At 66.6% G+C, this 23954-nt stretch carries 28 protein-coding genes; 18 read left to right on the top strand and 10 right to left on the bottom strand.

Going from position 1 to position 23954, the window contains the following annotated elements; translation table 11 throughout:
* Positions 1 to 73 precede the first annotated feature (73 nt).
* The 7 genes from ACVWYO_RS18385 to ACVWYO_RS18355 form a co-directional block, all read right to left on the bottom strand.
* Positions 74 to 322, bottom strand: a complete 249-nt coding sequence (locus ACVWYO_RS18385) for a DUF6894 family protein (protein WP_457353249.1) — start codon at positions 320 to 322, stop codon at positions 74 to 76.
* Between the two features lie 44 nt (positions 323 to 366).
* Complete coding sequence (gene nadA, locus ACVWYO_RS18380; protein WP_133188668.1) at positions 367 to 1377, bottom strand: quinolinate synthase NadA; 1011 nt, start codon at positions 1375 to 1377, stop codon at positions 367 to 369.
* A 51-nt stretch (positions 1378 to 1428) separates the two neighbouring features.
* Complete coding sequence (locus ACVWYO_RS18375; RefSeq protein WP_457353247.1) at positions 1429 to 2202, bottom strand: hypothetical protein; 774 nt, start codon at positions 2200 to 2202, stop codon at positions 1429 to 1431.
* A gap of 104 nt (positions 2203 to 2306) precedes the next feature.
* Positions 2307 to 2990: a DUF4230 domain-containing protein gene (locus tag ACVWYO_RS18370; protein ID WP_457353245.1), complete on the bottom strand. Its 684-nt coding sequence runs from the start codon at positions 2988 to 2990 to the stop codon at positions 2307 to 2309.
* Complete coding sequence (locus tag ACVWYO_RS18365; protein WP_457353243.1) at positions 2987 to 3856, bottom strand: MBL fold metallo-hydrolase; 870 nt, start codon at positions 3854 to 3856, stop codon at positions 2987 to 2989. The genes ACVWYO_RS18370 and ACVWYO_RS18365 overlap by 4 nt, the downstream gene beginning before the upstream one ends.
* 67 nt (positions 3857 to 3923) lie before the next feature.
* Positions 3924 to 5654, bottom strand: a complete 1731-nt coding sequence (locus tag ACVWYO_RS18360; protein WP_457353241.1) for a M56 family metallopeptidase — start codon at positions 5652 to 5654, stop codon at positions 3924 to 3926.
* Positions 5651 to 6019: a BlaI/MecI/CopY family transcriptional regulator gene (locus ACVWYO_RS18355; RefSeq protein WP_457353239.1), complete on the bottom strand. Its 369-nt coding sequence runs from the start codon at positions 6017 to 6019 to the stop codon at positions 5651 to 5653. The genes ACVWYO_RS18360 and ACVWYO_RS18355 overlap by 4 nt, the downstream gene beginning before the upstream one ends.
* 116 nt (positions 6020 to 6135) lie before the next feature.
* On the opposite strand from ACVWYO_RS18355, the gene ACVWYO_RS18350 reads away from it, so the two are divergent.
* From ACVWYO_RS18350 to ACVWYO_RS18300, 11 genes are all read left to right on the top strand, one after another.
* Positions 6136 to 7050: an SMP-30/gluconolactonase/LRE family protein gene (locus ACVWYO_RS18350; protein WP_457353237.1), complete on the top strand. Its 915-nt coding sequence runs from the start codon at positions 6136 to 6138 to the stop codon at positions 7048 to 7050.
* A 51-nt stretch (positions 7051 to 7101) separates the two neighbouring features.
* The gene (locus ACVWYO_RS18345) at positions 7102 to 7803 is read left to right on the top strand and encodes a CoA transferase subunit A (RefSeq protein ID WP_457353235.1); all 702 of its coding nucleotides are present in this window, start codon (positions 7102 to 7104) and stop codon (positions 7801 to 7803) included.
* Between the two features lie 152 nt (positions 7804 to 7955).
* Positions 7956 to 8813, top strand: a complete 858-nt coding sequence (locus tag ACVWYO_RS18340) for a 5'-nucleotidase, lipoprotein e(P4) family (RefSeq protein WP_457353233.1) — start codon at positions 7956 to 7958, stop codon at positions 8811 to 8813.
* A gap of 1 nt (position 8814) precedes the next feature.
* Positions 8815 to 9450 (top strand): 3-oxoacid CoA-transferase subunit B, encoded by a 636-nt coding sequence (locus ACVWYO_RS18335; protein WP_457353231.1) that lies wholly within the window; start codon positions 8815 to 8817, stop codon positions 9448 to 9450.
* 4 nt (positions 9451 to 9454) lie between these two features.
* Entirely contained in the window at positions 9455 to 10138 is a 684-nt protein-coding gene (locus tag ACVWYO_RS18330) for a glutathione S-transferase family protein (protein WP_457353230.1), read from the top strand.
* Entirely contained in the window at positions 10135 to 11022 is an 888-nt protein-coding gene (locus tag ACVWYO_RS18325) for an alpha/beta hydrolase (RefSeq protein ID WP_457353228.1), read from the top strand. The genes ACVWYO_RS18330 and ACVWYO_RS18325 overlap by 4 nt, the downstream gene beginning before the upstream one ends.
* 201 nt (positions 11023 to 11223) lie before the next feature.
* Positions 11224 to 11625 (top strand): hypothetical protein, encoded by a 402-nt coding sequence (locus ACVWYO_RS18320; protein ID WP_457353227.1) that lies wholly within the window; start codon positions 11224 to 11226, stop codon positions 11623 to 11625.
* A 52-nt stretch (positions 11626 to 11677) separates the two neighbouring features.
* Entirely contained in the window at positions 11678 to 12157 is a 480-nt protein-coding gene (locus ACVWYO_RS18315) for an AidA/PixA family protein (protein WP_457353226.1), read from the top strand.
* Positions 12158 to 12282: 125 nt separating this feature from the next.
* Complete coding sequence (gene leuC / locus ACVWYO_RS18310; protein WP_457353224.1) at positions 12283 to 13719, top strand: 3-isopropylmalate dehydratase large subunit; 1437 nt, start codon at positions 12283 to 12285, stop codon at positions 13717 to 13719.
* A gap of 130 nt (positions 13720 to 13849) precedes the next feature.
* The gene (leuD, locus tag ACVWYO_RS18305) at positions 13850 to 14479 is read left to right on the top strand and encodes a 3-isopropylmalate dehydratase small subunit (RefSeq protein WP_457353222.1); all 630 of its coding nucleotides are present in this window, start codon (positions 13850 to 13852) and stop codon (positions 14477 to 14479) included.
* Complete coding sequence (locus ACVWYO_RS18300) at positions 14442 to 15443, top strand: NADPH:quinone oxidoreductase family protein (RefSeq protein WP_457353220.1); 1002 nt, start codon at positions 14442 to 14444, stop codon at positions 15441 to 15443. Before leuD ends, ACVWYO_RS18300 begins: the two co-directional genes overlap by 38 nt.
* Before the next feature lie 217 nt (positions 15444 to 15660).
* On the opposite strand, the gene ACVWYO_RS18295 is transcribed toward ACVWYO_RS18300, so the two are convergent.
* Positions 15661 to 17085: an Nramp family divalent metal transporter gene (locus ACVWYO_RS18295; RefSeq protein WP_457353218.1), complete on the bottom strand. Its 1425-nt coding sequence runs from the start codon at positions 17083 to 17085 to the stop codon at positions 15661 to 15663.
* Between the two features lie 199 nt (positions 17086 to 17284).
* Between ACVWYO_RS18295 and ACVWYO_RS18290 the strand changes: the two genes are divergently transcribed.
* The 4 genes from ACVWYO_RS18290 to ACVWYO_RS18275 all read left to right on the top strand — a co-directional run bounded on the left by ACVWYO_RS18290 (position 17285) and on the right by ACVWYO_RS18275 (position 20118).
* Positions 17285 to 17608 (top strand): DUF1476 domain-containing protein, encoded by a 324-nt coding sequence (locus ACVWYO_RS18290; RefSeq protein ID WP_457353216.1) that lies wholly within the window; start codon positions 17285 to 17287, stop codon positions 17606 to 17608.
* Positions 17608 to 17847, top strand: a complete 240-nt coding sequence (locus tag ACVWYO_RS18285; RefSeq protein WP_133188702.1) for a BolA/IbaG family iron-sulfur metabolism protein — start codon at positions 17608 to 17610, stop codon at positions 17845 to 17847. The genes ACVWYO_RS18290 and ACVWYO_RS18285 overlap by 1 nt, the downstream gene beginning before the upstream one ends.
* Positions 17848 to 17852: 5 nt before the next feature.
* A complete protein-coding gene (grxD, locus tag ACVWYO_RS18280) occupies positions 17853 to 18188 on the top strand; it encodes a Grx4 family monothiol glutaredoxin (RefSeq protein ID WP_457353213.1) in 336 nt (111 codons plus the stop codon).
* Positions 18189 to 18444: 256 nt separating this feature from the next.
* Positions 18445 to 20118 carry a thiamine pyrophosphate-binding protein gene (locus ACVWYO_RS18275; RefSeq protein ID WP_457353211.1) on the top strand — a complete coding sequence of 558 codons (1674 nt, stop codon included), beginning with the start codon at positions 18445 to 18447 and terminating at the stop codon, positions 20116 to 20118.
* 43 nt (positions 20119 to 20161) lie between these two features.
* Here ACVWYO_RS18275 and ACVWYO_RS18270 read toward each other — a convergent pair whose 3' ends face one another.
* Together ACVWYO_RS18270 and thiS are read right to left on the bottom strand one after the other, a co-directional pair.
* Positions 20162 to 20332 carry a CsbD family protein gene (locus ACVWYO_RS18270; protein ID WP_010187197.1) on the bottom strand — a complete coding sequence of 57 codons (171 nt, stop codon included), beginning with the start codon at positions 20330 to 20332 and terminating at the stop codon, positions 20162 to 20164.
* Between the two features lie 115 nt (positions 20333 to 20447).
* Positions 20448 to 21455 carry a sulfur carrier protein ThiS gene (gene thiS, locus ACVWYO_RS18265; protein WP_457353209.1) on the bottom strand — a complete coding sequence of 336 codons (1008 nt, stop codon included), beginning with the start codon at positions 21453 to 21455 and terminating at the stop codon, positions 20448 to 20450.
* Positions 21456 to 21611: 156 nt separating this feature from the next.
* Between thiS and aroQ the strand changes: the two genes are divergently transcribed.
* The 3 genes from aroQ to accC are packed head-to-tail and all read left to right on the top strand — an operon-like array spanning position 21612 to position 23911.
* Positions 21612 to 22046, top strand: a complete 435-nt coding sequence (gene aroQ, locus ACVWYO_RS18260) for a type II 3-dehydroquinate dehydratase (protein ID WP_457353207.1) — start codon at positions 21612 to 21614, stop codon at positions 22044 to 22046.
* A 34-nt stretch (positions 22047 to 22080) separates the two neighbouring features.
* The gene (gene accB / locus ACVWYO_RS18255) at positions 22081 to 22554 is read left to right on the top strand and encodes an acetyl-CoA carboxylase biotin carboxyl carrier protein (RefSeq protein ID WP_457353205.1); all 474 of its coding nucleotides are present in this window, start codon (positions 22081 to 22083) and stop codon (positions 22552 to 22554) included.
* Positions 22555 to 22558: 4 nt separating this feature from the next.
* Positions 22559 to 23911, top strand: coding sequence for an acetyl-CoA carboxylase biotin carboxylase subunit (gene accC / locus ACVWYO_RS18250; RefSeq protein WP_457353203.1), 1353 nt, complete (start codon positions 22559 to 22561; stop codon positions 23909 to 23911).
* The last annotated feature ends 43 nt before the right edge of the window (positions 23912 to 23954 follow it).

The following is a 23954-nucleotide window of genomic DNA, read 5'->3' as shown; positions in this document are numbered from 1 at the left end:
GCTCGATTCCCTGCGTGAATCCCCGCCATCAGTTTTGCAACAAAGCCTCAAGCCGTAACCACGCGTCCGCGCTTTATCGCGCGGGCACACCCGTCTCGACTGTCCCGACGACATGGACCGTCAGTACGCGCGCGCCATGGTCGTCCTCGACCTGGACGTCGAAGACGATGTCGGTCTTCCCGTCGCGAAGATCCGACGTCAGGATTTCCCCCGCCGCATCCGACGCCCGAGACCGTGCGACCGCAAGCGAGCTCAGCTCCGCACCGACATCATCGTGAACGTGGGCGGTCTGGTTCAGGACATGAAAGAAATAGCGCGGCATCCCCACGCTTTCGCATGGCGTCGCGGATGCTGCCATAAACTCAATCAGTCACCACTGACGCGCAGCGGGCCAAGATCGCCCATCCCGACCGTCCCGCTCGCCATCGCCAGCATGGCATCGAGGCTCTTCTTGGCGCGCAGCCGCAGGCCTTCCTCGATCTCGACGCGCGGCGTCAGGTCGCGCAGCGCGACGTAGAGCTTCTCGAGCGTGTTGAGCGCCATGTACGGGCAGATGTTGCAGTTGCAATTGCCGTCGGCGCCGGGCGCGCCGATGAAATTCTTGAGCGGCGCCGCCTTCTGCATCTGGTGGATGATGTGCGGCTCGGTCGCGACGATCAGCGTGTCGCCAGGCATCGTATCGGCGAACGCGAGGATCCCGCTGGTCGATCCGACATAATCGGCATGGTCGAGGATATAGGGCGGGCATTCGGGATGCGCGGCAACCGGCGCACCGGGATATTGCAGCTGGAGCTTCAGCAATTCGGTCTCGCTGAACGCCTCATGGACGATGCACACGCCCGGCCACAGCAGCATCTCACGGCCCGTCTTGCGCGCAAGATAGCCGCCGAGATTCTTGTCGGGCCCGAAGATGATCTTCTGGTCGAGCGGGATCTGGCTGAGGATCTTTTCGGCCGACGAGCTCGTCACGATGACGTCGCTGAGCGCCTTCACCTCGGTCGAGCAGTTGATATAGGTCAGCGCGATGTGATCGGGATGCGCCGCGCGGAATGCCGCGAACTTGTCGGGCGGGCACGAATCCTCGAGGCTGCAGCCGGCATCCATGTCGGGCAGCACGACGATCTTGTCGGGGCTGAGGATCTTGGCGGTCTCGGCCATGAAGCGCACGCCGCAGAAGGCGATGACGTCAGCGTCGGTCGCCGCGGCCTTCTTCGAGAGATCGAGGCTGTCACCGACGAAATCCGCGAGGTCCTGGATCTCCGGCTTCTGGTAATAATGCGCGAGGATGACGGCGTTGCGTTCGGTCCGCAGCCGGTCGATCTCGGCGCGCAGGTCCAATCCCGTCAGGCTTCCGCCGATCCCGTTGCGCGCGTCCATAGTCAGTTCCTCGTCGTGGAGGCCGTCAGATGGACGCAGGCGCGCGCTGGATCAAGGCATTCCCGGGAATGGCGGGAAAGCATAGCCCGGAACAGCCGCGCCCGGCGTTCCAGCAACGACCGCCGCGTAGAGCGCCGCGCCGAGCGGACTGAAGGTGATCAGCTCGACCAGCACCGTCGACCCGACGATCGCCCCAAGGCCCCACCACCATGCCGGATGGACCGTGCCCGAGCGGCGAATATCGGCGACGATGCCGATCAGCGGGAAGATCAGCACCGCCAGGAAATCGACTTCGTACGCATAGGGAATGAGCAACGGCAGCGGGAGCAGGCGCCCGATCGCGGGCCCCAGCAACAGCGCCATGCCGCAATAATGCAGCCGACGATGCCATTGCGTCGATCGCCGCAGCGCGATTGCAGCGGCGGTCAGTCCGGCGAAGGTCAGGACGAGCACCGGATCGAACACGAGGAACTGGACCGGCGGGAAAACGGGCGGCACGCGGCCGAGTTGCGCCAGCCGCGTCGTGACAAGCGTGCCGAGCACCACCATCGCGACGACCCAGCCCGCGCCGATCCAGCCCAGCCCGCGATGCAGCGCGATCGCGCCGCGCGACACCAACGTGTTCTGCGCGACGTACAGCACCACCCAGCCCATAAAGACGAGCGCGTGGGCATGGACGATCGGCGGCGAGGCGAAGCTCGACCGGCCGCTCGCAAGCGCGAAGGAAAAGCCGGCAAAGACGACCAACGCCATGAGGCAGGACGTAACGAGAAAGAAACGATCGTCGCTTCGCACGATCGTATCCGGCGCTGCGATAGTTGCCATGCCCACCCCCCGATGAAACCGACTCGTGAACGCGTCTTACCACAGTCGAGCGGACAAAACACGCCGCTCGGGCGGGCAATTCGGACTTAAGTCGCTAACATCCATCAAGAACGATTGGCGAGAACCTCGGCGATCGACTTGGTCGTATCCCACACGTCGCTGCTATCGCGCGCTTCGTCGGCGAAACGCACCTTGACGCTCGCATCGAGCCCCGCGGCGCGCAGCGGCAGCGCGAAGCTGCGCTCGACCGCGCGGCGCGTCGCATCGCGCGCGAGCCGCATCGGCACCGGCTCATGCGCCTGGCGCACCAGTTCGCGCTGTCCCGCTGCGCGATTGGCCTGTTCGAGCTTGGCATCGGCATCGGTGATCGTCGAGAGGATGCCGCCCTCGCCATATTCGCGGAGCTGCGTCAGATCGACCTGCGGCGGCGATGCCTCGACCGCGGGCAGCACGACGCCGAGCGTCCGCGTCTTGGCGTCCCACGTGACGTCGCGCGCACTGAGCTTGCCCATGTCGACATGATATTCGACCAGGCCGGGCATGATCAGCGTCTTCTTCGCCTGGAGCCCGAATTGCGATTGCGTCGAGGTCGACACCGCGACGAAGCGCGCGGCGAACGCCGACAACCGGTTCTGCTCGCGCAACCCCTCAAGCGACCCGCTCGCGATCGTGACGGGATCGGGCCCGGCGAGCTTGTGCTCGACCATCGCGCCGATCCCCCACACCAGCCCGAGCACGAACAGCGCGATCAGCGCGAGCGCCGCGGCGAATTTGGCGACGAAACTCATGCCGTAACGCTCCACAGTCCGCCCTGCTCGGCGACCCGCGCGCGGTCGCGCAGGTCGATCAGATGCGCCAGCACCGATCGCTCGGCCGCCGGAAACAGCCGCGGGTCGATCCCGACATACATGCGCGAGACCATCTCGCCGATCGTCGCGGGCGCCGCGCGCAAGGTCCGCAGGATCTGCCCCTCGCGCTGCTTGCGATGCCCCAGCATCCCGCGCACCAGCCGCTGCGGGGACTCGATCGGATCGCCATGCGCGGGGTAATAGCGCCGCTCGGTCCGATCGAGCAGCTTTTCGAGGCTTGCCATATAGGCGGTCATGTTGCCGTCGGGCGGCGAAACGATGCTGGTCGACCAGCCCATCACATGATCGCCGCTGAACAGCGCCCCCGCCCCGTCCTGCGCTTGCGGCAGCGCGAAGGCGAGGTGGTTCGAGGTATGGCCCGGCGTGGCGAGCGCGGTCAGCGTCCAGCCCTCCCCGCTCACACTGTCGCCCTCGGCGAGCACGCGGTCGGGCGCATAGGCACGGTCGAACGAGGCATCGGCGCGAATCCCCGCGTCGTCGAACGCGAGCGGCGCGCAGCCGACGATCGGGGCGCCAGTCGCGGCGGCGAGTGGGCGCGAGCCGGGGCTGTGGTCGCGGTGCGTGTGGGTGATGACGATCGCCCGCACCGGCCGCCCGGCGATCGCGCGGATGATCGCGTCGATATACGCGGGGTCGTCGGGCCCGGGGTCGATCACTGCCAGATCGGTCGTCCCGACCAGATGGACCTGCGTCCCGGTATGCGTGAAGGGCGACGGATTGGGCGCGAGCAGGCGGGCGACGAGGGGCTCGAGCTGCTCGGGCACGCCGGGAAGTTGCTCGCTCATGGGTCCGAGATGGCGGGTCGCGCCGGCGAAGGCAAGGGCGCGACCCGTCGGAGCTTACTGCCGGCGCTTATCGGGCGTGCGCGACATCCGATTCGAGTTCGGCGATCGCGGTATCGATCCCGGCAAGCGCGCGCGTGCGCTGTTCGGCCGTCATCGCCGCTGCCGCCATGACGTTCGCGCGCGACCGGCGCAGTCCGTCGAGCGCATGCGCATAGGCGTTGCGCTGCAGGTCCTTGCTGTTCGCGGCCATTGCAGCGCCCTGGGCGGCGGCGGCGGCGATGCGATCGGTGCAGATGATGATGCGCTTCTGTCCGGCGCGCTGCTCCTTGATCACCATCGTGCCGTCCTTGCCGCGCGGTCCACAGCTCCGCGAGGAGACTTGCGGCATCGGCGGGACCGGCGGCATCGCAGGCATCGATTCCATCGCTGGCATCGCGGGGATCGCCGGCATCGCCCCGATCTCCCCGACCAGCGTCGCGCTGCCGTCGCGGTTGAGCTTCACGTAGCGGCCGTAGCGCACGATGCGCTTGCCGTCCTTGGTCACAGTGACCATCGTCGTCGTCATGCCCGGGCCCGACTTGCCAGTCGCGCGAACCGGCGGTGCAGGCGGCGCGGGCGGAACGGCATCGGCGACGTCCGACGGCGGCAGTGGCGGCTCGGGCGCGGGCGGCAGGCCAGGGCCGGGCATGTCCGAGGCCTCGACATGCTCGCGCATCCGGGGCGCCGGGCGTGGCGCGGCGGGGAGAGCGGGCGCCGCGGGCACGGCGGCAGGCGACGGCGGGGCCGCCACCGCCTGATCGAGGCTCGCGAGATCCACCCCGGTGGCTGCCGCCATCGTGCTGCGCACCTTGGCGGCGGCAGCAGTGCCCGAGGCGGTGAGGCCAAGCCCACCCGTGGCGAGCAGCGTCAGCATCCCAGCCCCTGCCATCAGCCGGGTGCGCGACGTCCTGGTCGTGGTCAGCATCTTCAGTCTCCCTTTCAGATCGTCGATCGTGTGCAAATGGCAGGTCGCCGACACCGTGCCGCCGAGGAAGCTCGGATGCGCCGCCTTAAGGATCGCGCAGGCATAGGTGTGGCGGCGCATCGGGTTCATGCCGGCGAGCACGCGAGCGTCGTTGGCGATTTCCTGGTCGGCGCGGAACGCGCGGAAAGCGCGCCAGGCGATCGGATTGAACCAGTGCAGCCCGAGCACGACCAGCGCGACCCAATTGGCGATGAGATCGCCACGCGCATAATGGCCGAGCTCGTGCGCCAGCGCGAGATCGCGCTCCTCGGCCTCGAACCGCTCGGCGAAATCGTGCGGAAAGGCGACGTAGCGGCGCCACACCCCGAAGGCGAGCGGGCCGCTCGCGGCGCCCGTCTCGATCACGCGCACGCCTTCGCGCTCTTCGCTGCTCGCGGCCTGAGCGAGCATCCGCCGGCAGAAGCGGTGGTGCGCCAGTGCATGCCACGCGACGAACGCCCCCGCCCCCGCGATCCACAGCCCGGCGAGCAGCGGCACGAGCCATTCCTGCGCCGAGGCTGGCGCCGACGCCGCGGTCGCGGCTGCGACCGGTTCGACGAACAGCACGCTCATCTGCTCGGTCGCACGCAGCACCGGCGCCACCGCCGCGTCATGCCACGCGCTCGGCAGCGGCGGGAGCGCGAGCCGCAGCACTGGCAGCAGCCACAGCGCATAGGCCACGTCCGCCCCGAACGCCTTGCGCACCGGGCGCCGCAACAGCAGCACCGCGACCATCAGCACGCTCGAGGCGACCAGCGCTTCGATCAGCCAGCTTGGCGAGATCCAGTCGGTCATGCCTTGAGCTCCTTGAGCAGGGCTTCGATCTCGGCGATATCCTGCGCGGTGAGCGCGTCGCGATCGGCGAGATGCGCGACCAGCGGGCTCAATCTGCCACCGAACAGCCGATCCATCAACTTGCGCGATTCGCCCGCGACATAGTCCTCGCGCTTGACGAGCGGACGGTACAGATAGCGCCGTCCATCCTGTTCATGCGCGATGATGCTCTTGGCGAGCAGACGGCCGAGCAAGGTCTTGACGGTGTTGGCACTCCAGTCGCGCGTCTCGGGAATGCGCTCGGCCACGTCTTGCGCGGTGAGCGGACTTTCGTCCCACAACACTTCCATCACTGCATGTTCGGCATCGCTGATGCGTTCGGCCACGAGTCGCTCTCCGTAATGACTACGGATGTAATCGTATCGATTACATCCGTAGTCAAGTGCCCGCTTGCTCGCCCCTGCAGGAGGGATAGGCTGCCCGAAAAAACAGGAGCGGATCGATGACCTTCACCACCCTGGCGACCGGACTGCGCTTTCCCGAGGGCCCCGTGGCGATGCCCGACGGCAGCGTCATCCTGGTCGAGATCGAAGCCGGCCGCATCACGCGCGTCCATCCCGACGGCACGAAGACGACCGTGGCCGAACCCGGCGGCGGCCCCAACGGTCTTGCGATGGGCCCAGACGGCAAGCTCTATTGCTGCAACAACGGCGGCTTCCACTATGTCGAAACCCCCGGTGGCCTGCTCGTCCCGCACGGCCAGCCTGCCGATTATTCGGGCGGCAGGATCGAGCGGATCGACATCGAGACGGGCGAAGTCGAGGTGCTCTACAAGGACGGCGATTTCCACTGCAGCCTGCGCGGCCCCAACGACATCGTGTTCGACGATGCCGGCGGCTTCTGGTTCACCGACCACGGCAAGACCCGGATGCGCGAACGCGATGTTACCGGCATCTTCTACTCGCATGCCGATGGCCGCCACCTCGCCGAAGTGATCTTCCCGAGCGAGAACCCCAATGGCGTCGGCCTCTCGCCCGACGGCAAGCGGCTTTATGCAGCCGAGACCTATACCTGCCGGCTGATGGCGTTCGATATCACTGCGCCGGGCGAGGTCGATCTCACCGCCGGCCTCGGCGGCCCCGGCATCCCGCTCTATCGCCCGGCCGGCTACAAATTCTTCGATTCGCTCGGCGTCGAGGAATGCGGCAACATCTGCGTCGCGACGATCGGCGAGAGCGGGATTTCGGTGATCTCTCCGACAGGCGACCTCGTCGATTTCGTGCCGACGCCCGACCCGTTTACCACCAACATCTGCTGGGGCGGCCCCGATATGCGTACCGCCTACATCACGCTGTCGAGCACCGGGCAGCTCGTCAGCATGGAATGGCCGCGTCCGGGTTTGCGCCTGGCATATTGATCGCCGCGCCAGCCCCGCCTATCGCGCTCCAAAACAAGGAGTCGATGCATCATGAAGAAACTCTATCCCGATGCGGCAGCAGCGCTCGACGGGTTGCTCCATGATGGCATGACGATCTGCGCCGGCGGGTTCGGCCTGTGCGGCATCCCCGAGCGGCTGATCGACGCGATCCGCGACGCCGGCACCAAGGACCTGACGATCGCCAGCAACAATGCCGGGATCGACGGCGAGGGCCTCGGCAAGCTGCTCCGCACGCGCCAGGTCAAGAAGATGATCAGCTCGTACGTCGGCGAGAACAAGGAATTCGAGCGGCAGTATCTGAGCGGCGAGCTCGAGGTCGAATTCTGCCCGCAGGGCACGCTCGCCGAGCGCTGCCGCGCGGGCGGTGCCGGGATTCCCGGCTTCTATACCAAGACCGGCGTCGGCACGCTCGTCGCCGAGGGCAAGGAAGTGAAGACGTTCGACGGCGAGGAGTTCATCCTCGAACGCGGCATCCGCGCCGATCTGTCGATCATCAAGGGCTGGAAAGCCGACGAGAGCGGCAACCTCATCTTCCGCAAGACCGCGCGCAACTTCAACGCGCCGATGGCAACCGCGGGGAAGATCTGCGTCGCCGAAGTCGAGGAGATCGTTCCGGTCGGTAGCCTCGATCCCGACTGCATCCATCTGCCGGGAATCTATGTGAAGCGGATGATCATCGGCAGCCCGTACGACAAGCGCATCGAATTCCGCACCGTCCGCGAGGCGGCGTGAACGGCGTGCCTTCGGCTCTTCTTCTTGCCCCCCTCCCGCTTGCGGGAGGGGCTGGGGGAGGGTCTGTCTCGGGCGTCGCCCAAGCTTCCAGGTCATTCCCTCCCCTAACCCCTCCCGCACGCGGGAGGGGGATTGCGGCAGCGCTTGCTTTAATGGTGTCCGCGTGTACGACCGTGTCGCAGGCACCTGTCGCGCCCGTGTCGGCCACCCCCACCATCCCCACCGGCATGCAATTCCTCTACGGCTCGGGCGAAGCCGCCGCGCTCGACCACCAGGCCTACAACGTCCTGGTCGATGCCGTCCGCCGCCGCATCGCGAGCGAAAAGGCCGACCCCAAGGCGATGAGCGACCGCACCTCGGCGGTCCTGCAACCCGGCACCACGCTCGACCAGCCCGCCACCATCCCGTGCGGCGACCGCCCCCGCGCGGTGGTGTTCGACGTGGACGAGACGCTGCTGCTCAACCTCGGCTTCGAATATGACGATGCGCTGCATCCCGGCCGCCCCTACGACGCGGCGCTGTGGGAGCAATGGGAGCAAGCCGGCGTCGACCGCGTCGAAGCCGTTCCCGGCGCGATCGCCGCGGTCAACGACCTCCGCACGATGGGCGTGACGGTCGTCTTCAACACCAACCGCTCGACCGCAACCGCCGCCTTTACCGAGCAGGCAATCGCGCACGCCGGCCTTGGCATCGCCAGACACGGCGAGACGCTGTGGCTCAAGGGCGATCTCGGCAGCGGCTCGGGCAAGGACACCCGCCGCCAGGCGATCGCCCAGCGCTACTGCGTCGTCGCGATGGGCGGCGACCAGCTCGGCGATTTCTCCGACCTGTTCACCGGCACCCCGCAGCAGCGGCGTGCCGTGGCATCGTCGCCCGCCATCCACGGCATGTGGGGCCGCTTCTGGTTCGTCCTGCCCAACCCCGTTTACGGCACCGCGCTGAAAGGGGGGATCGACGACGTCTTTCCCGCCGACAAGCGCTGGACGCCCACACATTCTGGAGAGAAATGACATGGCCTGGACTCGTGACGAAATGGCAGCCCGCGCCGCGCGCGAATTGCAGGACGGTTTCTACGTCAACCTCGGCATCGGCATCCCGACGCTGGTCGCCAACCACATTCCCGAGGGCGTGACCGTCACGCTCCAGTCGGAAAACGGCATGCTCGGCATCGGCCCCTTCCCGCTCGCGGGCGAGGAAGATGCCGACCTCATCAACGCCGGCAAGCAGACGATCAGCGAGCTGCCGCAGTCGGCCTATTTCGGCTCGGACCAGAGCTTCGCGATGATCCGCGGCGGGCATATCGACCTGACCGTCCTCGGCGCGATGGAAGTCGCCGAGAATGGCGACATCGCCAACTGGATGATCCCGGGCAAGATGATCAAGGGCATGGGCGGCGCGATGGATCTCGTCGCCGGCGTCAAGAAGATCATCGTGGTGATGGAGCACAGCTCGAAGAACGGCGACCCCAAGTTCATCCCGGCCTGCACGCTGCCGCTGACCGGCAAGAACGTCGTCGACATGGTCATCACCGATCTCGCGGTGTTCCAGCGCCCCGACCATCAGTCGCCGTTCAAGCTGATCGAGATGGCGCCGGGCGTGACCGCCGCCGAGATCGCCGGCAAGACCACCGCGCACTATCTGGTGTAAGGTTATGGGCTATACGCTGATCACCGCGAACCGGAACTATTCGAGCTGGTCGCTGCGGCCCTGGCTGCTGCTGCGCGCGCTCGATGTTCCGTTCGAGGATCGGTTCGAGCCCTTCACGCAAGCCGTCAATTACGACGCCTTCCGCGCCTTCTCGCCGACCGGCCAGGTTCCGGTGCTGATCGATGGCGACCGTACCGTATGGGATTCGCTCGGGATCGTGCTGTATCTCGCCGAGCGCCACCCCGGAATCTGGCCCGAAGACGAGACGGCGCGCGCTTGGGCACAGTGTGCCACCGCCGAAATGCACGGCGGCTTCGGCGCGGTGCGGAATGCCTATACGATGAACGTCGGCGTCCGGGTGAGCCCCCCCGCCCCGACCCCGGCGCTCGCCCGCGAAATCGCGCGGCTCACTGAGCTCTGGGCCGAGGGGCTCGATCGCTTCGGCGGGCCGTGGCTCGGCGGCCCGACGTTCGGCGCGGTCGATGCCTTCTTCGCGCCGGTCGCCTTCCGCGTACGCACCTATGGCCTCGATGTCGGCGCGCCCGGTGCTGAGTGGGTCGCGCGCATCCTCGAGCATCCGGCGACGCGCGAATGGGAAAGCGCCGCGCTCGCTGAAAGCTGGCGCGAGGCGGCGCATGAGGCCGAACTCGCCGCAGCAGGCACGATCACCGCCGACTATCGCGCATGATCCGCTGGGTCCTGGCGGGAATCGCGCTGCTGGTCGTCATCGCCGGTGGATTGATCTACACGCTGGTCTCGCCGCCCGGCCAGCTCAGCTTGCTCGACGCTGCGATGGGCGGCGGCTCGGGCACCGAACGCCCCGGCACCGCGATCTCCTTCGGCAGCGAAGGCCAGACGCTCGACGTGTGGCGCCCGACAGGCCCGGTCGTGAAGCGCCCGGTGCTGATCTTCTGGTACGGCGGCGGCTGGGTAGCGGGCACGCGCCAGGGCTATGCCTTCGCCGCACGCGCCTTTGCGCGAAACGGCTTTGTCGTCGTAATGCCCGATTACCGCAAGGTCCCGCAGATCCGCTTCCCGGCGATGCTCCAGGACGGCGCGCAGGCGGTCAAATGGACGCGCGACCATATCGCCGAATATGGCGGCGACCCGGCACGGATCGGCGTCGCGGGCCATTCGGCAGGCGCCTATACCGTCGCGATGCTGACGCTCGACCAACGTTGGCTCGCGGCCGAGCATGTCGACCCCAAGATCATCAAGGCCGCGGTCGGGCTGTCGGGCCCGTATGATTTCTACCCGTTCGACAAGAAGCGCTCGATCGACGCGATGCAGGGCGCGAAGGACCCGCTGATGACGCAGCCGATCCATTTCGCGCGCGGTGATGCCGCGCCGATGCTGCTCGTCACCTCGACCGAGGACACCGAAGTCCGCCCGCGCAATGCGATCCATCTGGCCGCAGCGCTCAAGGCGCACGGCGGGACGGTCGAACTGCGCAATTATCCCGGCATCACGCACGAAAATGTCGCGATGGCGCTGTCGGTGCCGTTCCGCGGCAAGGCCCCGGTGCTCGCCGACAGCGTCGCCTTCCTCGACGCGGCGATGCCCACGCGCTGAGGATCGGCGCCATTGCGGAGCAATTGGCGGCGGCTTCCGCTGGGAAGCCGCCCGCCGGATGAAGACAACCCTCGTTTCGGATGCAACCCTGCGCGCACCGTCGCGCTAGGCCTGTACAGACGGCGCGTGGTTGCTGCGGGACCGTCAAACCCATCGCCGCCACGTGTCGCGTTCCCCGATTTTCAATCGAAGGAGAGTGCAGTGGCAAGCTCGGCAACGGTATTCATTCAGATCTGGGTCGACATCAATGCGATCCAGAACGGTTCGACGAAAGGCGTCTACGCGGTCGACAATCGCATCGGCCAGGGCAGCACGGGCGAAGGCTCGACCAGCCTGGCGACGCACGTGACCAACGGCTCGACGATCCAGTGGAACGTCTACAATATCGATCCGACCAGCACCGTGGTGCCGGCGATCACCGCGATCGGCAACGCCAGCGTATTCGGCGCAGGTGGCCAGCCGCAGAACGATGGCACCGGCGCCTATGTCGGGCAGGTGCAGCAGACGGGGCAGTCGAGCTACCAGATCACCTTCAATGTGCAGAAGCAGGCGGGCACCGCGGGGATCACGGTCGTCTTCTCGCCGAGCCTGGTGGTGCAGTGATCGCTGCGCTCCTCCGCTCGAACACGCTCGAAATCGCAAAGGAATCATCAAGATGATGAACGCATCCAACCTCGTGGTGCTCCAGGCGTCGTTGCTTCAACCCCAGGCTTCGATCACGATCGCCGTCGATACTGCCTATGTCGCCTCCAAGGGCGGGCAGAACATTTCGACCGGCATCTACATGATGGACAACCAGGTGTCCTATGGCAGCACCGGCGAAGGCACGCTGGAACTGTCCACCGTCGTGCCCGTCGGCTCGCTGATCGGCTTCAACACCGTGCCGATCGACACCAATAGCGGCGACACCGTGATCATTACCGGCTTCACCGTATCGCAGGGCTCGGTGTTCGGCTCGCAGGGCTATCCGCAACAGCAGCCCCCGATCAATGGAGAGCCGGCCGGCGCCTATTGGATCGGCCAGGCGATGAATGCCGGCAGCCAGACCTATCAGATCCAGATCAAGGTCACGGTCGGTCAGCTGCGCCCGATCTCCTATTACATCAATTGGGACCCCTTCATCACTGCGAAGTGAGGGATGACGGCTGCGCGTGCTGACAGGCGCGCGCAGCTTCCCGTCAACGCATCACCGCCCGATAGCGCAACATCCGGCATCCAAAGCTTTGCCTCGGCGCATCTTTCGGCTAGGGCGGCCGCCTTATGGCTAACCAACCCCGTACCTTGTACGAAAAAATCTGGGCCGACCATGTCGTCGAGCAGCGCGACGACGGCACCTGCCTGATCTATATCGACCGTCACCTCGTCCACGAAGTGACCAGCCCGCAGGCCTTTTCCGGTCTCCGCGCCAACGGCCGCGCCGTCCGCCGCCCCGATCTCACGCTCGCGGTGCCCGACCACAACCTCCCGACCACCGCGCGGCGCGATGCGGCGGGCCGCCCGCTGCCGATCGCCGATCCCGAGAGCGCGGCGCAGCTCGACGCGCTGACGCGCAACACCGCCGATTTCGGCATCGACTATATCGACGCGCTCGCACCGGCGCAGGGCATCGTCCATGTCGTCGGGCCCGAACAGGGCTTCACCCTGCCCGGCACGACGCTCGTCTGCGGCGACAGCCACACCTCTGCACATGGCGCACTCGGCGCGCTGGCGTTCGGCATCGGCACGAGCGAGGTCGAACATGTGCTCGCGACGCAGACGCTGCTGCTCGGCCAGTCGAAGACGATGGAAGTCCGCGTCGACGGCACGCTCGGCTTCGGCGTCTCGGCCAAGGACGTCGCGCTGGCAATCATCGGCAAGCTCGGCGCCGCCGGCGGCACCGGCTACGTCCTCGAATATACCGGCTCGACGATCCGCGAGATGTCGATCGAGGGCCGCCTGACGATCGCCAACATGTCGATCGAGGCCGGCGCGCGCGCCGGCCTCGTCGCGCCCGACGAGACGACCTTCGCCTATCTCGAGGGCCGCCCGATGGCGCCCAAGGGCGCCGACTGGGACGAGGCCGTCGCCTATTGGCGCACGCTGCCGAGCGACGCCGGCGCGGTCTACGACGCGGTCGTGACGATCGACGCGGCCGAGATCGCCCCGCTGCTGACCTGGGGCACCAGCCCTGAGGACGTCGTGCCGATCACTGGCGTCGTCCCCGATCCCGACAGCTTTGCCGACCCAGCCAAGCGCGACGCCGCGCGCAAGTCGCTGGCGTATATGGGCCTCACCGCGGGCACCGCGATGCAGGACGTCGGCGTCGACTATGTCTTCATCGGCAGCTGCACCAACAGCCGTATCGAGGATCTCCGCGCCGCCGCGAAGGTGGCCGACGGCCGCCACGTCGCCGATGGCGTCACCGCGCTCGTCGTGCCGGGCTCGGGGCTGGTCAAGCGCCAAGCCGAATCCGAGGGGCTCGACCGCATCTTCCTCAGCGCCGGGTTCGAATGGCGCGAGCCGGGTTGCTCGATGTGCCTGGCGATGAACCCCGACAAGGTGCCGCCGGGACAACGCTGCGCTTCCACTTCGAACCGCAATTTCGTAGGACGCCAGGGACCGGGCGCACGCACGCATCTGGTTTCGCCGGCAATGGCGGCCGCCGCCGCGGTCACTGGGCGATTGAGCGATGTTCGTAACCTGGTTACGAACTCTTGAGGGGCATAGTATGAAGCGCGTTCTGGTTCTGCTCGTAATGGGCACCATTTTCAGCGGGATGGCCGCCTATGTCGCCACCGCCAAGACCAACCCCGTCGGCACGCCGGCGATCCCGAACAAGCGCTAGCCGATGGACCCGGTGACGCACGTTTCGGGCAAGGCCTATCCGTGGGGGCAGAAGAACGTCGACACCGACGTCATCATCCCCGCGCACTGGCTCAAGACGATCACCCGCGAGGGGCTCGGCAAGGGTGCGTTCGAAACAGTGCGCGCGGTCCCCGGCAACATCTTCGACGATCCCCGCTATGCCGGGTCGCCGATGCTGATCGCGGGCGACAATTTCGGCTGCGGGTCGAGCCGCGAGCATGCCGCCTGGGCGCTCGCCGACATGGGCATCCGCGTCGTGCTCGCGCCGAGCTTTTCCGACATTTTCTCGGGCAACGCCTTCAAGAACGGGATCGTCGCGGTCGTGCTGCCGCAGGACGCGATCGACCGCCTGATCGAGGTCGCGCAGGACCAGCCGATCACCGTCGATCTCGAGACGATGACCGTCACCACACCCTATCAGGATCGCTTCGGCTTCGAACTCGACGCGTTTCGTCGTCAGTGCCTGATGGAGGGGCTGGACGAGATCGGTCTGACGCTGGCAAGAGATACCGCGATTTCGAAATACGAAGCCGGGGTAGCAGCACACCGGCCGTGGATGAGCGGAGACCGGGCACATGCGAGCACTTCTGTCGAAAGCGGCGGGCGGACCTGAAACTCTAGCCATCGACGAACTGCCCGATCCCGTGGCGGCTCCCGGCCAGGTCGTGGTCGCGGTTAAGGCCTGCGCGATCAACTATCCCGATGTGCTGATCATCGAGGACAAATACCAGTTCAAGCCGCAGCGCCCGTTCGCGCCGGGCGGCGAGATCGCCGGCGTGATCGAGAGCGTGGGCGAAGGCGTCACCGGCTGGAGCGTCGGCGACCGCGTGATCGGCATGACCGGGCATGGCGGGCTGGTCGAGAAGGTCGCGGTGCCGGCGGGCTCGCTGTACCCGCTCCCGCCCGAGCGCGATTTCGCCGAGGGCGCGGCGCTGCTGCTCACCTACGCGACGACGATCCATGCTTTGCTCGACCGCGGGCATCTGGTCGAGGGGCAGTGCCTGCTGGTGCTCGGCGCGGCGGGCGGCGTCGGTTTGGCGGCGATCGAACTCGGCAAGGCGTTCGGCGCGCGCGTCGTCGCGGCGGTATCGTCCGAGGAAAAGGCGCAGGCCGCCCGCGACGCCGGTGCCGATGAGACGCTGATCTACGCGCGTGCGCCGTTCGACAAGGACCAGTCGAAGGCGCTCGCCGAACAGTTCAAGGCGCTTGGCGGCAAGACCGGCTATGACGTGATCTACGATCCGGTCGGCGGCGATTATGCCGAACCGGCGCTGCGCTCGATCGGCTGGGAGGGTCGCTACCTCGTCGTCGGCTTCCCCGCCGGCATCCCCAAACTTCCGCTCAACCTGACGTTGCTGAAAAGCTGCGACGTCTGCGGCGTCTTCTGGGGCGCCTTCGCCGCGCGCGATCCCAAGGCCAATGCCGCACACATCGCGCGGCTGTTCCAGCTCTGGAAGGACGGCAAGATCGCCCCGCGCGTCACCGAAACCTTCGCGTTCGAGGATGGCGGCACTGCGATCGCCAAGATGGCCGCCCGTGCCGCGATCGGGAAACTGGTGGTCAAGGTCGCCGACTGAGGCCCCCCTTCCGTCACCCCGGCCCTGTGCCGGGGTCCACCGTCCCCCATACGCTTTGTCGGCAGCGCGTGCGGCACGGTGGCCCCCGGGACAAGCCCGGGGTGACGACGGAGGGAGTGTCGGCCCCAAGCCATGCAACTTTCTCTTCTTCTGCTCCGCGTCCTCCGCGCCTTCGCGTGAACCAGCCTTCTATTGCACGCGAAGACGCGAAAGCGGCTTACGAACTGGCTACTCGCCCCGCCGCCACCCGGCGCTCCGACACCCAGACATAGAGCGCAAACACCACCACCGCCGCCGCCATAACCCCAACCCAAACCGGCCCGATCGTCTCCCACAGCAGATAGACGTTGAGCGCCGCGATCACGCTGCAGATCGCGTACCCAACGACCTTCACCCACACAGGATTGGCATAGTCCCCCATCCGCGAACGGCTGCTCGTCACCATCATCAGCGGGAAGATCGCGAACGGCAACTGCATCGACAGCACGACCTGCGACACCACCAGCAAGGCGACGGTATCCTTGCCGCCACTTGCCGAGATCACCACCAGCGCCGGTACGATCGCGATCCCGCGCGTCACCAGCCGGCGAATCCACGGTGCGATGCGGATCCGCAGGAAGCCCTCCATCACGATCTGCCCGGCAAGCGTCCCCGTGATCGTGCTCGACTGACCAGAGGCGAGCAGCGCCAGCGCAAACGCCGTCGCCGCGACGCCGCCCAGCGCCGGCCGGAGCAGCTCGAACGCCTGTCGCAGATCGTCGACGACGATCCCCGAGCGCCAGAACACCGCCGCCGCAAGCACCAGGATCGCCGCATTGACGAAGAACGCCGCCCCCAGCGCCAGCACGGTATCGACCGTGTTGAACCACAAGGCCGCCTCGATGTCGCGCTTGGTGCGCCCGAACGCGCGCGTCTGGACGATCGAACTGTGCAGATAGAGGTTATGCGGCATCACCGTCGCGCCGAGAATGCCGAGCGCCACCAGCAACGCCGCAGTATTGGGAATCATCGGCGTCACCGCCCCCAGCGCGACCGCGCTCCAGTCCGGCTTGGCGAGCACGATCGTGTAGACGAAGCACAAGGCGATCGTCGCGATCAGCGCCATCACGACCGCCTCGATCTTGCGGAAGCCCAGATTGATCAGCAGCAGCAGCAGCAGCACGTCGAGCCCGGTGACGATCACGCCCCACACCAAGGGCAAGCCGAGCAACAGGTTAAGCGCCACCGCCGACCCGACCACCTCGGCCAGGTCGCAGGCGATGATCGCGATTTCGCACAGCAGCCACAGCGCCACCGCGACCGGCCGCGGGTAATAATCGCGGCACGATTGCGCGAGGTCGCGCCCGGTGACGATCCCGACCCGCGCACAGAGAATCTGCAGGAAGATCGCCATCAGGTTCGACGCGAGGATCACCCACAACAGGCTGTAGCCGAACTGGCTCCCCCCGGCGAGATCGGTCCCCCAATTGCCAGGGTCCATATAGCCGACCGAAACCATGAACCCCGGCCCGGCAAACCCCAGCCATTGCCGCCACCCGGCGCGCGTGCCGTCGCCCGCCGCCCAGACCTTGAGCGTGCGGTGCGCCTCCGGCAGCGAGGGCGCGAGATCGTGCTGAGTGGGTCGTTCAGGCAAGGTGGCCATCGATGGTCAAAATCCCGGCGGTAATCAACAGGCGGTCGGTCGGATCCATAGCCCGACGTGCCGCGCCAGCTACGCCCAAGCAAGCGATTCAGTTGCCGCAAAGACGCTTTCGTACCGCACGCGTCGCGCGGACGTTGCGCAAGCCCCTCGGCGCGCTTATCTCGAACCCGCTATTTCGACAGGCCCAAGGGGACCGTATATGACCACTTTCGACGATCGCGAGCGCGCTTTCGAGACCAAATATGCCCGCGACGAGGAAGTTGCCTTCCGGATCGTGGCACGCCGAAACCGGTTGCTCGGGCAATGGGCCGCAACGCAGATGAAGCTGACGCAGGAAGAATCGGACGCCTATGCCACGGCGGTGGTCCAGGCCGATTTCGAGGAAGCCGGCGACGAGGACGTCATCCGCAAGCTCGTCAGCGACCTGACCGCCGCGGGTGTCGAGATCGACGAGCCGGCGATCCGCCGCGCGATCGAGGAAAAGACCGTCGAGGCGCGCCGCCAGTTGATGGGGTCCGAATAATGCCGATGGCCGCCGACGAGATCGTATCGCTGATTGTCGCGGGGATCCCCGATGCGCAGGTCGAGATGACCGATCTTGCGGGCGACAACAACCATTGGGCAGCCCGCGTCGTGTCCGAAAGTTTCCGCGGGCTTCCCCGCCTCAAGCAACAGCGCGCCGTCTATGCCGCGCTCGGTGACAAGATGGGGGGCGTGCTCCACGCGCTCCAGCTGACCACCGCAGTCCCAGTCCAGGAGTGAGTATCATGAGCACCGACCCCGACCAGATCCGCATCGCCGAGCTCGTCCAGAAAGACGACGTCGTGTTGTTCATGAAGGGCAGCCCGCTGTTCCCGCAGTGCGGCTTTTCGAGCCGTGCGGTCGCGATCCTCAACCATCTGGGAGCCGAGTTCGGCAGCGTCGACGTGTTGCAGGACCAGGGCGTGCGCCAGGGGATCAAGCAATTTTCGGACTGGCCGACGATCCCGCAGCTCTACGTAAAGGGCGAATTCGTCGGGGGCTCGGACATCATGATGGAGATGTACGAGAGCGGCGAGCTCGAAACGCTGCTGACCGAGCAGGGTGTCACGACCGCGAAGTGAAGGTGCCGGGTCGGGCGGGCCGCGCTCTATAGCGCTGGCCCGCCCTGCTGAAGCGATTACCGCTCGGCATACCCAGTCTTTTGCAGACCGCGTGCCATTTCTCATGAAGCCCGGTTTTGTGCCGGTTCAAATAGTTAACTCGTAACGGGCATCCTCCCCGAGTGTAAGAATTTTCGACGGCCGGGCCGTTCTGCGCACGGCCCGTCGGTGGCGCAGAGCCCTACCCAAGCCGCCATGCCCCCGCTAGAAACCGGCAATGGCTTCTTCCCCCACAGCGCGCACCGGCGGGCGCATCCTCGTCGACCAACTCGTCGCGCAGGGCTGCGACCGCATCTTCACCGTCCCCGGCGAGAGCTTTCTCGCAGTGCTCGACGCGCTTCACGACACCCCGCAGATCGATCTGGTGGTGTGCCGGCAGGAAGGCGGCGTCGGCTTCATGGCGTGCGCCGACGGCGCGCTGACGGGGCGCCCCGGCGTCGCCTTCGTCACGCGCGGTCCGGGCGCGACCAACGCTTCGATCGGCGTCCATGTCGCGATGCAGGATTCGCAGCCGATGGTGCTGTTCATCGGCGACGTCGACCGCGGCACCAAGGACCGCGAGGCGTTCCAGGAAATCGACTTCCCCGCGATGTTCACGCCGATTGCGAAATGGGCGGCGAAGATCGACGACGCGCGCCGCATCCCCGAATATGTAGCGCGCGCGTGGAACGTCGCGATGTCGGGGCGGCCGGGGCCGGTCGTGCTCGCGCTGCCCGAGGACATGCTGCTCGACGAGGTGGTGGCGGTGGACCGCCCGCATGTCGAACGCGTCGTGCAGGCCTGCGATTCGATCCAGATGGGCGCGCTCGCCGCCGCGCTGGGCGAGGCCGAGCGTCCGCTCGCGATCATCGGAGGCGCCGGCTGGACCGCCGATGCAGCCCGCGATTTCGCCGCCTGGGCGGAGCGATCGGGCGTCCCCGTCGCCTCGGCCTTCCGCCGCCAGGACGCGATCGCCAACGACTCGCCGGTCTGGGCAGGCAATCTTGGCTATGGTCCCAATCCAGCGCTCGTCGCGCGGATCCGCGCCGCCGACCTGCTGATCGTCGCCGGTCCGAGGCTCGGCGAGGCGACCACCGATGGCTATACGCTGATCACGCCCGATCATCCCGGCCAGCACATCGTCCACATCCACCCCGATCCGAATGAACTCGGCCAGACCTATCGCGCCGATCTGGCGATCTGCGCCGACATGACCTCCTTCGCCGACGCGCTGCTCGCGATCGACATGCCGATGCTCGATTCGGGCGCGGACGCCCATGCCGACTATCGCGCCTGGTCCACCCCCGCCCCGCGCGACGGGGTGACGCTCGACCTCGGCCCCTGCGTTGCCGCCATGCGCGATCAGCTCCCGGTCGACAGCATCCTCTGCAACGGCGCGGGCAATTACAGCGGCTGGTGGCATCGCTATTGGCGCTATGCCGGCCCCGGCACGCAGCTTGCGCCGACCGCAGGCGCGATGGGCTACGGTGTCCCCGCCGCCACTGCCGCCGCGCTGCGTCACCCAGACCGCACCGTGGTCGCACTCGCCGGCGACGGCTGCTTCCTGATGAACGGGCAGGAACTCGCCACCGCGGTGGCGCATGGCGCGAACATGCTCGTGCTGGTGATCGACAACAACACCTACGGCACGATCCGCATGCATCAGGAGCGCGAATTCCCCGATCGCGTCAGCGGCACGGCGCTCTGCAATCCCGATTTCGCTGCGCTCGGCCGTGCCTATGGCTGCTGGGCGGAGACGGTCGAAACGACCGCCCTATTCGCCTCCGCACTCGCCCGCGCGATGGCCGAGACCGGCGTGCGGTTGCTTCACCTCAAGACCGATATCGAGGCGATCACCGCCGCGACGACCCTGACCGCCATGAAAGCGCGCATGAAAAAGGCCGCCCCGTAACCGGAGCGGCCTTTCCTTACGCTTTACGCAAATGATCCGAAGATCAGATATCGTCGCCGAGCGCGCCCTTGACCTTACCAGCAGTCTGCTGGGCCTTGCCCTTCAGTTCCTGCGCGGCGCCTTCGGCCTGCGTGTCAGGATTGTCGCTGTGCTGCTTGGCCTTGCCAATGGCTTCATTGACGTTGCCTTTGATCTTGTCGACGAACTCGCCCATGATTGTGTCCTTTCAGTGTGCGATGTCGCGAACCGACATCGTCTACTCACACAGGATCAACGGCCTAGTCTCGCGCTGGTTCCATAACATATATGTCATTCTGTTGCCGGTACGGTCAGATCAGGCCAGCCAGCGGGCTCGACGGATCGGCATACATCCGTCGCCCCATCCGCCCGGCGAGATAGGCGAGCCGCCCCGCCTCGACCCCGGCCTTCATCGCCGCTGCCATCATCACCGGGTCCTTGGCCTCGGCAATCGCGGTGTTCATCAGCACGCCGTCGCAGCCGAGCTCCATCGCCTGCGCCGCTTCGGACGCGGTGCCGACCCCGGCATCGACCAGCACCGGCACTTTCGCGCCCTCGACGATCAGCCGGATCGTGACGCGGTTCTGGATCCCCAGCCCCGATCCGATCGGCGCGCCCAACGGCATGATCGCGACCGCGCCGACATCCTCGAGCCGCTTCGCCGCGATCGGATCGTCGACGCAATAGACCATCGGCAGAAAGCCTTCCTTGGCGAGGATCTCGGTCGCGCGCAGCGTCTCGACCATGTCGGGATAGAGCGTGCGCGCTTCGCCGAGCACTTCGAGCTTCACCAGGTCCCAGCCGCCCGCCTCGCGCGCGAGCCGCAGCGTGCGGATCGCCGATTCGGCGTCGAAGCAGCCCGCGGTGTTGGGCAGATAGGTGACCTTCTTGGGGTCGATGAAATCGGTCAGCATCGGCGCGTTGCGGTCCGACACGTTGACGCGGCGCACCGCGACGGTGACGATCTCCGCCCCCGACGCCTCGAGCGCGGCGGCGTTCTGCGCGAAATCCTTGTACTTGCCCGTGCCGACGATGAGCCGGGAGCGGAAGGTCCGCCCCGCGACGGTCCAGGTGTCGGCATCGAACGCGGCTGCATGATCGCCGCCACCGACGAAATGCACGATCTCGAGCTCGTCGCCATCCTCGACCAACACCTCGGCGAGCGTCGAGCGCGGCACGACTTCAAGGTTGCGTTCGATCGCGACCTTTTCGGGCATCAGACCGAGATCCTGCGCCAGCTCGGCAAGGCTGAGCCCCCCGCGGACGCGGCGATGTTCGCCATTGACCTGGATGCTGACGGTTCCATCGGTATGCGGCACGTTCGTTCCCCGTTCGGGCTGAGCTTGGCGAAGCCCTGTGCTTCCCGGCAGGGAAAAACGGCCCTTCGACAAGCTCGGGGCGAACGGGCTATGGATCTGTCCAACTAGGCCCAGGCCAAGAAGCATTCAACCGCCCACAACCGGAAGTCCCGCGCGATGCCCGAAACCATTTTCGTTCTCAACGGCCCCAACCTCAACCTGCTCGGCACGCGCGAGCCCGCCATTTACGGCCACAAAACGCTCGACGACATCGCCGGCCAGCTCGAGGACCGCTCGCGCGAGCTCGGCCTGTCGATCGACCTGCGCCAATCGAATCACGAGGGCCATCTGATCGACTGGCTGCACGAGGCGCAGGCGCTCCCCGCCAAGGCCGTGCTGCTCAACGCCGGCGCCTATACCCACACCTCGATCGCGCTCTACGATGCGATCAAGGCGATCCGCACCCCGGTGATCGAGGTCCATCTGTCGAACCCGCACGCGCGTGAAACCTTTCGTCACATGAGCCGTATCTCCCCCGTGGCGCATGGGACAATCTGCGGTTTCGGCGCGCTTTCCTATATGCTGGCGCTTGAAGCCGCCGCGCGTCTCTGACAGGACGCGCCCCAACAAGGGAGATAAGGGTCGTATGGCCGAAGATACTCAGAAAGACGCAATGCGGATCGACGTCGATCTCGTGCGTCAGCTTGCTCAGTTGCTCGATGATACGCAGCTGACGGAAATCGAAGTCGAGGACGGCGGTCGCAAGATTCGCATCGCCCGCAAGGCAGCGGCAGTGACCGGTGCGGTGCAATATGCCCCCGCGCCAGTCGCGGGCGCGCCGGCGACAACCGCGCCCGTCGAGATCATCGCGTCGCCGGCCGCCGCGTTCAACGCGGTCAAGTCGCCGATGGTCGGTACCGCCTACCTGTCGCCCAACCCCGAGGCGAAGGCATTCGTCAGCGTCGGCGACAAGGTCGCCGCGGGTGATACGCTGCTGATTGTCGAGGCGATGAAGGTGATGAACCCGATCCTCGCGCCGAGCGCGGGCACGGTGAAGGCGGTGCTCGTCGAGAGCGGCCAGCCGGTCGAGTTCGACCAGCCGCTCGTGGTGGTCGAGTAAGCACGTGGCCGAGATCAAGAAGCTGCTGATCGCCAATCGCGGCGAGATCGCGCTGCGAATCCACCGCGCCTGCCACGAAATGGGCATCCAGACCGTCGCGGTGCATTCGACCGCCGACGCCGATGCGATGCACGTGCGACTCGCCGACCAGGCGATCTGCATCGGCCCGCCCTCGGCGACCGAGAGCTATCTCAACATCCCCAACATCATCTCGGCCGCCGAAATCTCTGGCGCCGATGCGATCCACCCGGGCTATGGTTTCCTCAGCGAGAACGCCAAGTTCGCCGAGATCATCGAAGCGCACGGCATCATCTTCGTCGGGCCGAAGCCCGAGCATATCCGCACGATGGGCGACAAGATCGAGGCCAAGCGCACCGCCGGCGCGCTCGGCCTGCCGCTCGTCCCCGGCTCCGCCGGGCCGATCAGCGATCTCGCCGAAGCCAAGGAAATCGCGGCGCAGGCCGGCTATCCGGTGATCATCAAGGCGGCCTCTGGCGGCGGTGGTCGCGGGATGAAGGTCTGCACCTCCGAGGACCAGCTCGAGACGCTGATGCAGCAGGCCGGCAGCGAGGCGAAAGCCGCGTTCGGCGATGCGACGGTCTATCTCGAGAAATATCTCGGCAACCCGCGCCACATCGAATTCCAGGTGTTCGGCGACGGCGAAGGCAATGCGATCCATCTCGGCGAGCGCGACTGCTCGCTCCAGCGCCGCCACCAGAAGGTGCTCGAAGAGGCCCCCTCGCCCGTGCTCGGCGAAGAAGATCGCGCGCGGATGGGTGGCGTCTGTGCGAAAGCCATGGCCGACATGGGCTATCGCGGCGCCGGGACGATCGAGTTCCTGTGGGAAAACGGCGAGTTCTATTTCATCGAAATGAACACGCGCCTGCAGGTCGAGCATCCCGTCACCGAGGCGATCACCGGGCTCGATCTGGTCCGCGAACAGATCCGCATCGCCGAAGGCCACGGCCTGACGCTGCGCCAGGAAGACGTCCAGTTCCGCGGCCATGCGATCGAATGCCGGATCAACGCCGAAGACCCGCGCACCTTCGCGCCGTCGCCGGGGCTGGTGAAGGCGTATCACGCGCCCGGCGGCATGAACGTCCGCGTCGATAGCGGGCTCTACGCCGGCTACCGCGTGCCGCCTTACTATGATTCGATGATTGCCAAGCTGATCGTCTATGGCACCACCCGCCCCGGCGCGATCCGCCGCTTGCGCCGTGCGCTCGAGGAGTTCGTCATCGACGGCCCGACGACGACGATCCCGCTCCACCAGGCCTTGATCGAGGATCCCGACTTCCAGAAAGGCGACTATACGATCAAGTGGCTGGAGGAATGGCTCGCGCGCCAGGAAAGCTGATCCCGCTCCCACCCCCCTTGTTATTCCTTGCGAAACCGTAATG

This window comes from Sphingomonas sp. UYP23, from assembly GCF_054059235.1.
The sequence above is the reverse complement of the archived record's forward strand: the minus strand, read 5'-3'. Positions and strand labels throughout refer to the sequence as shown.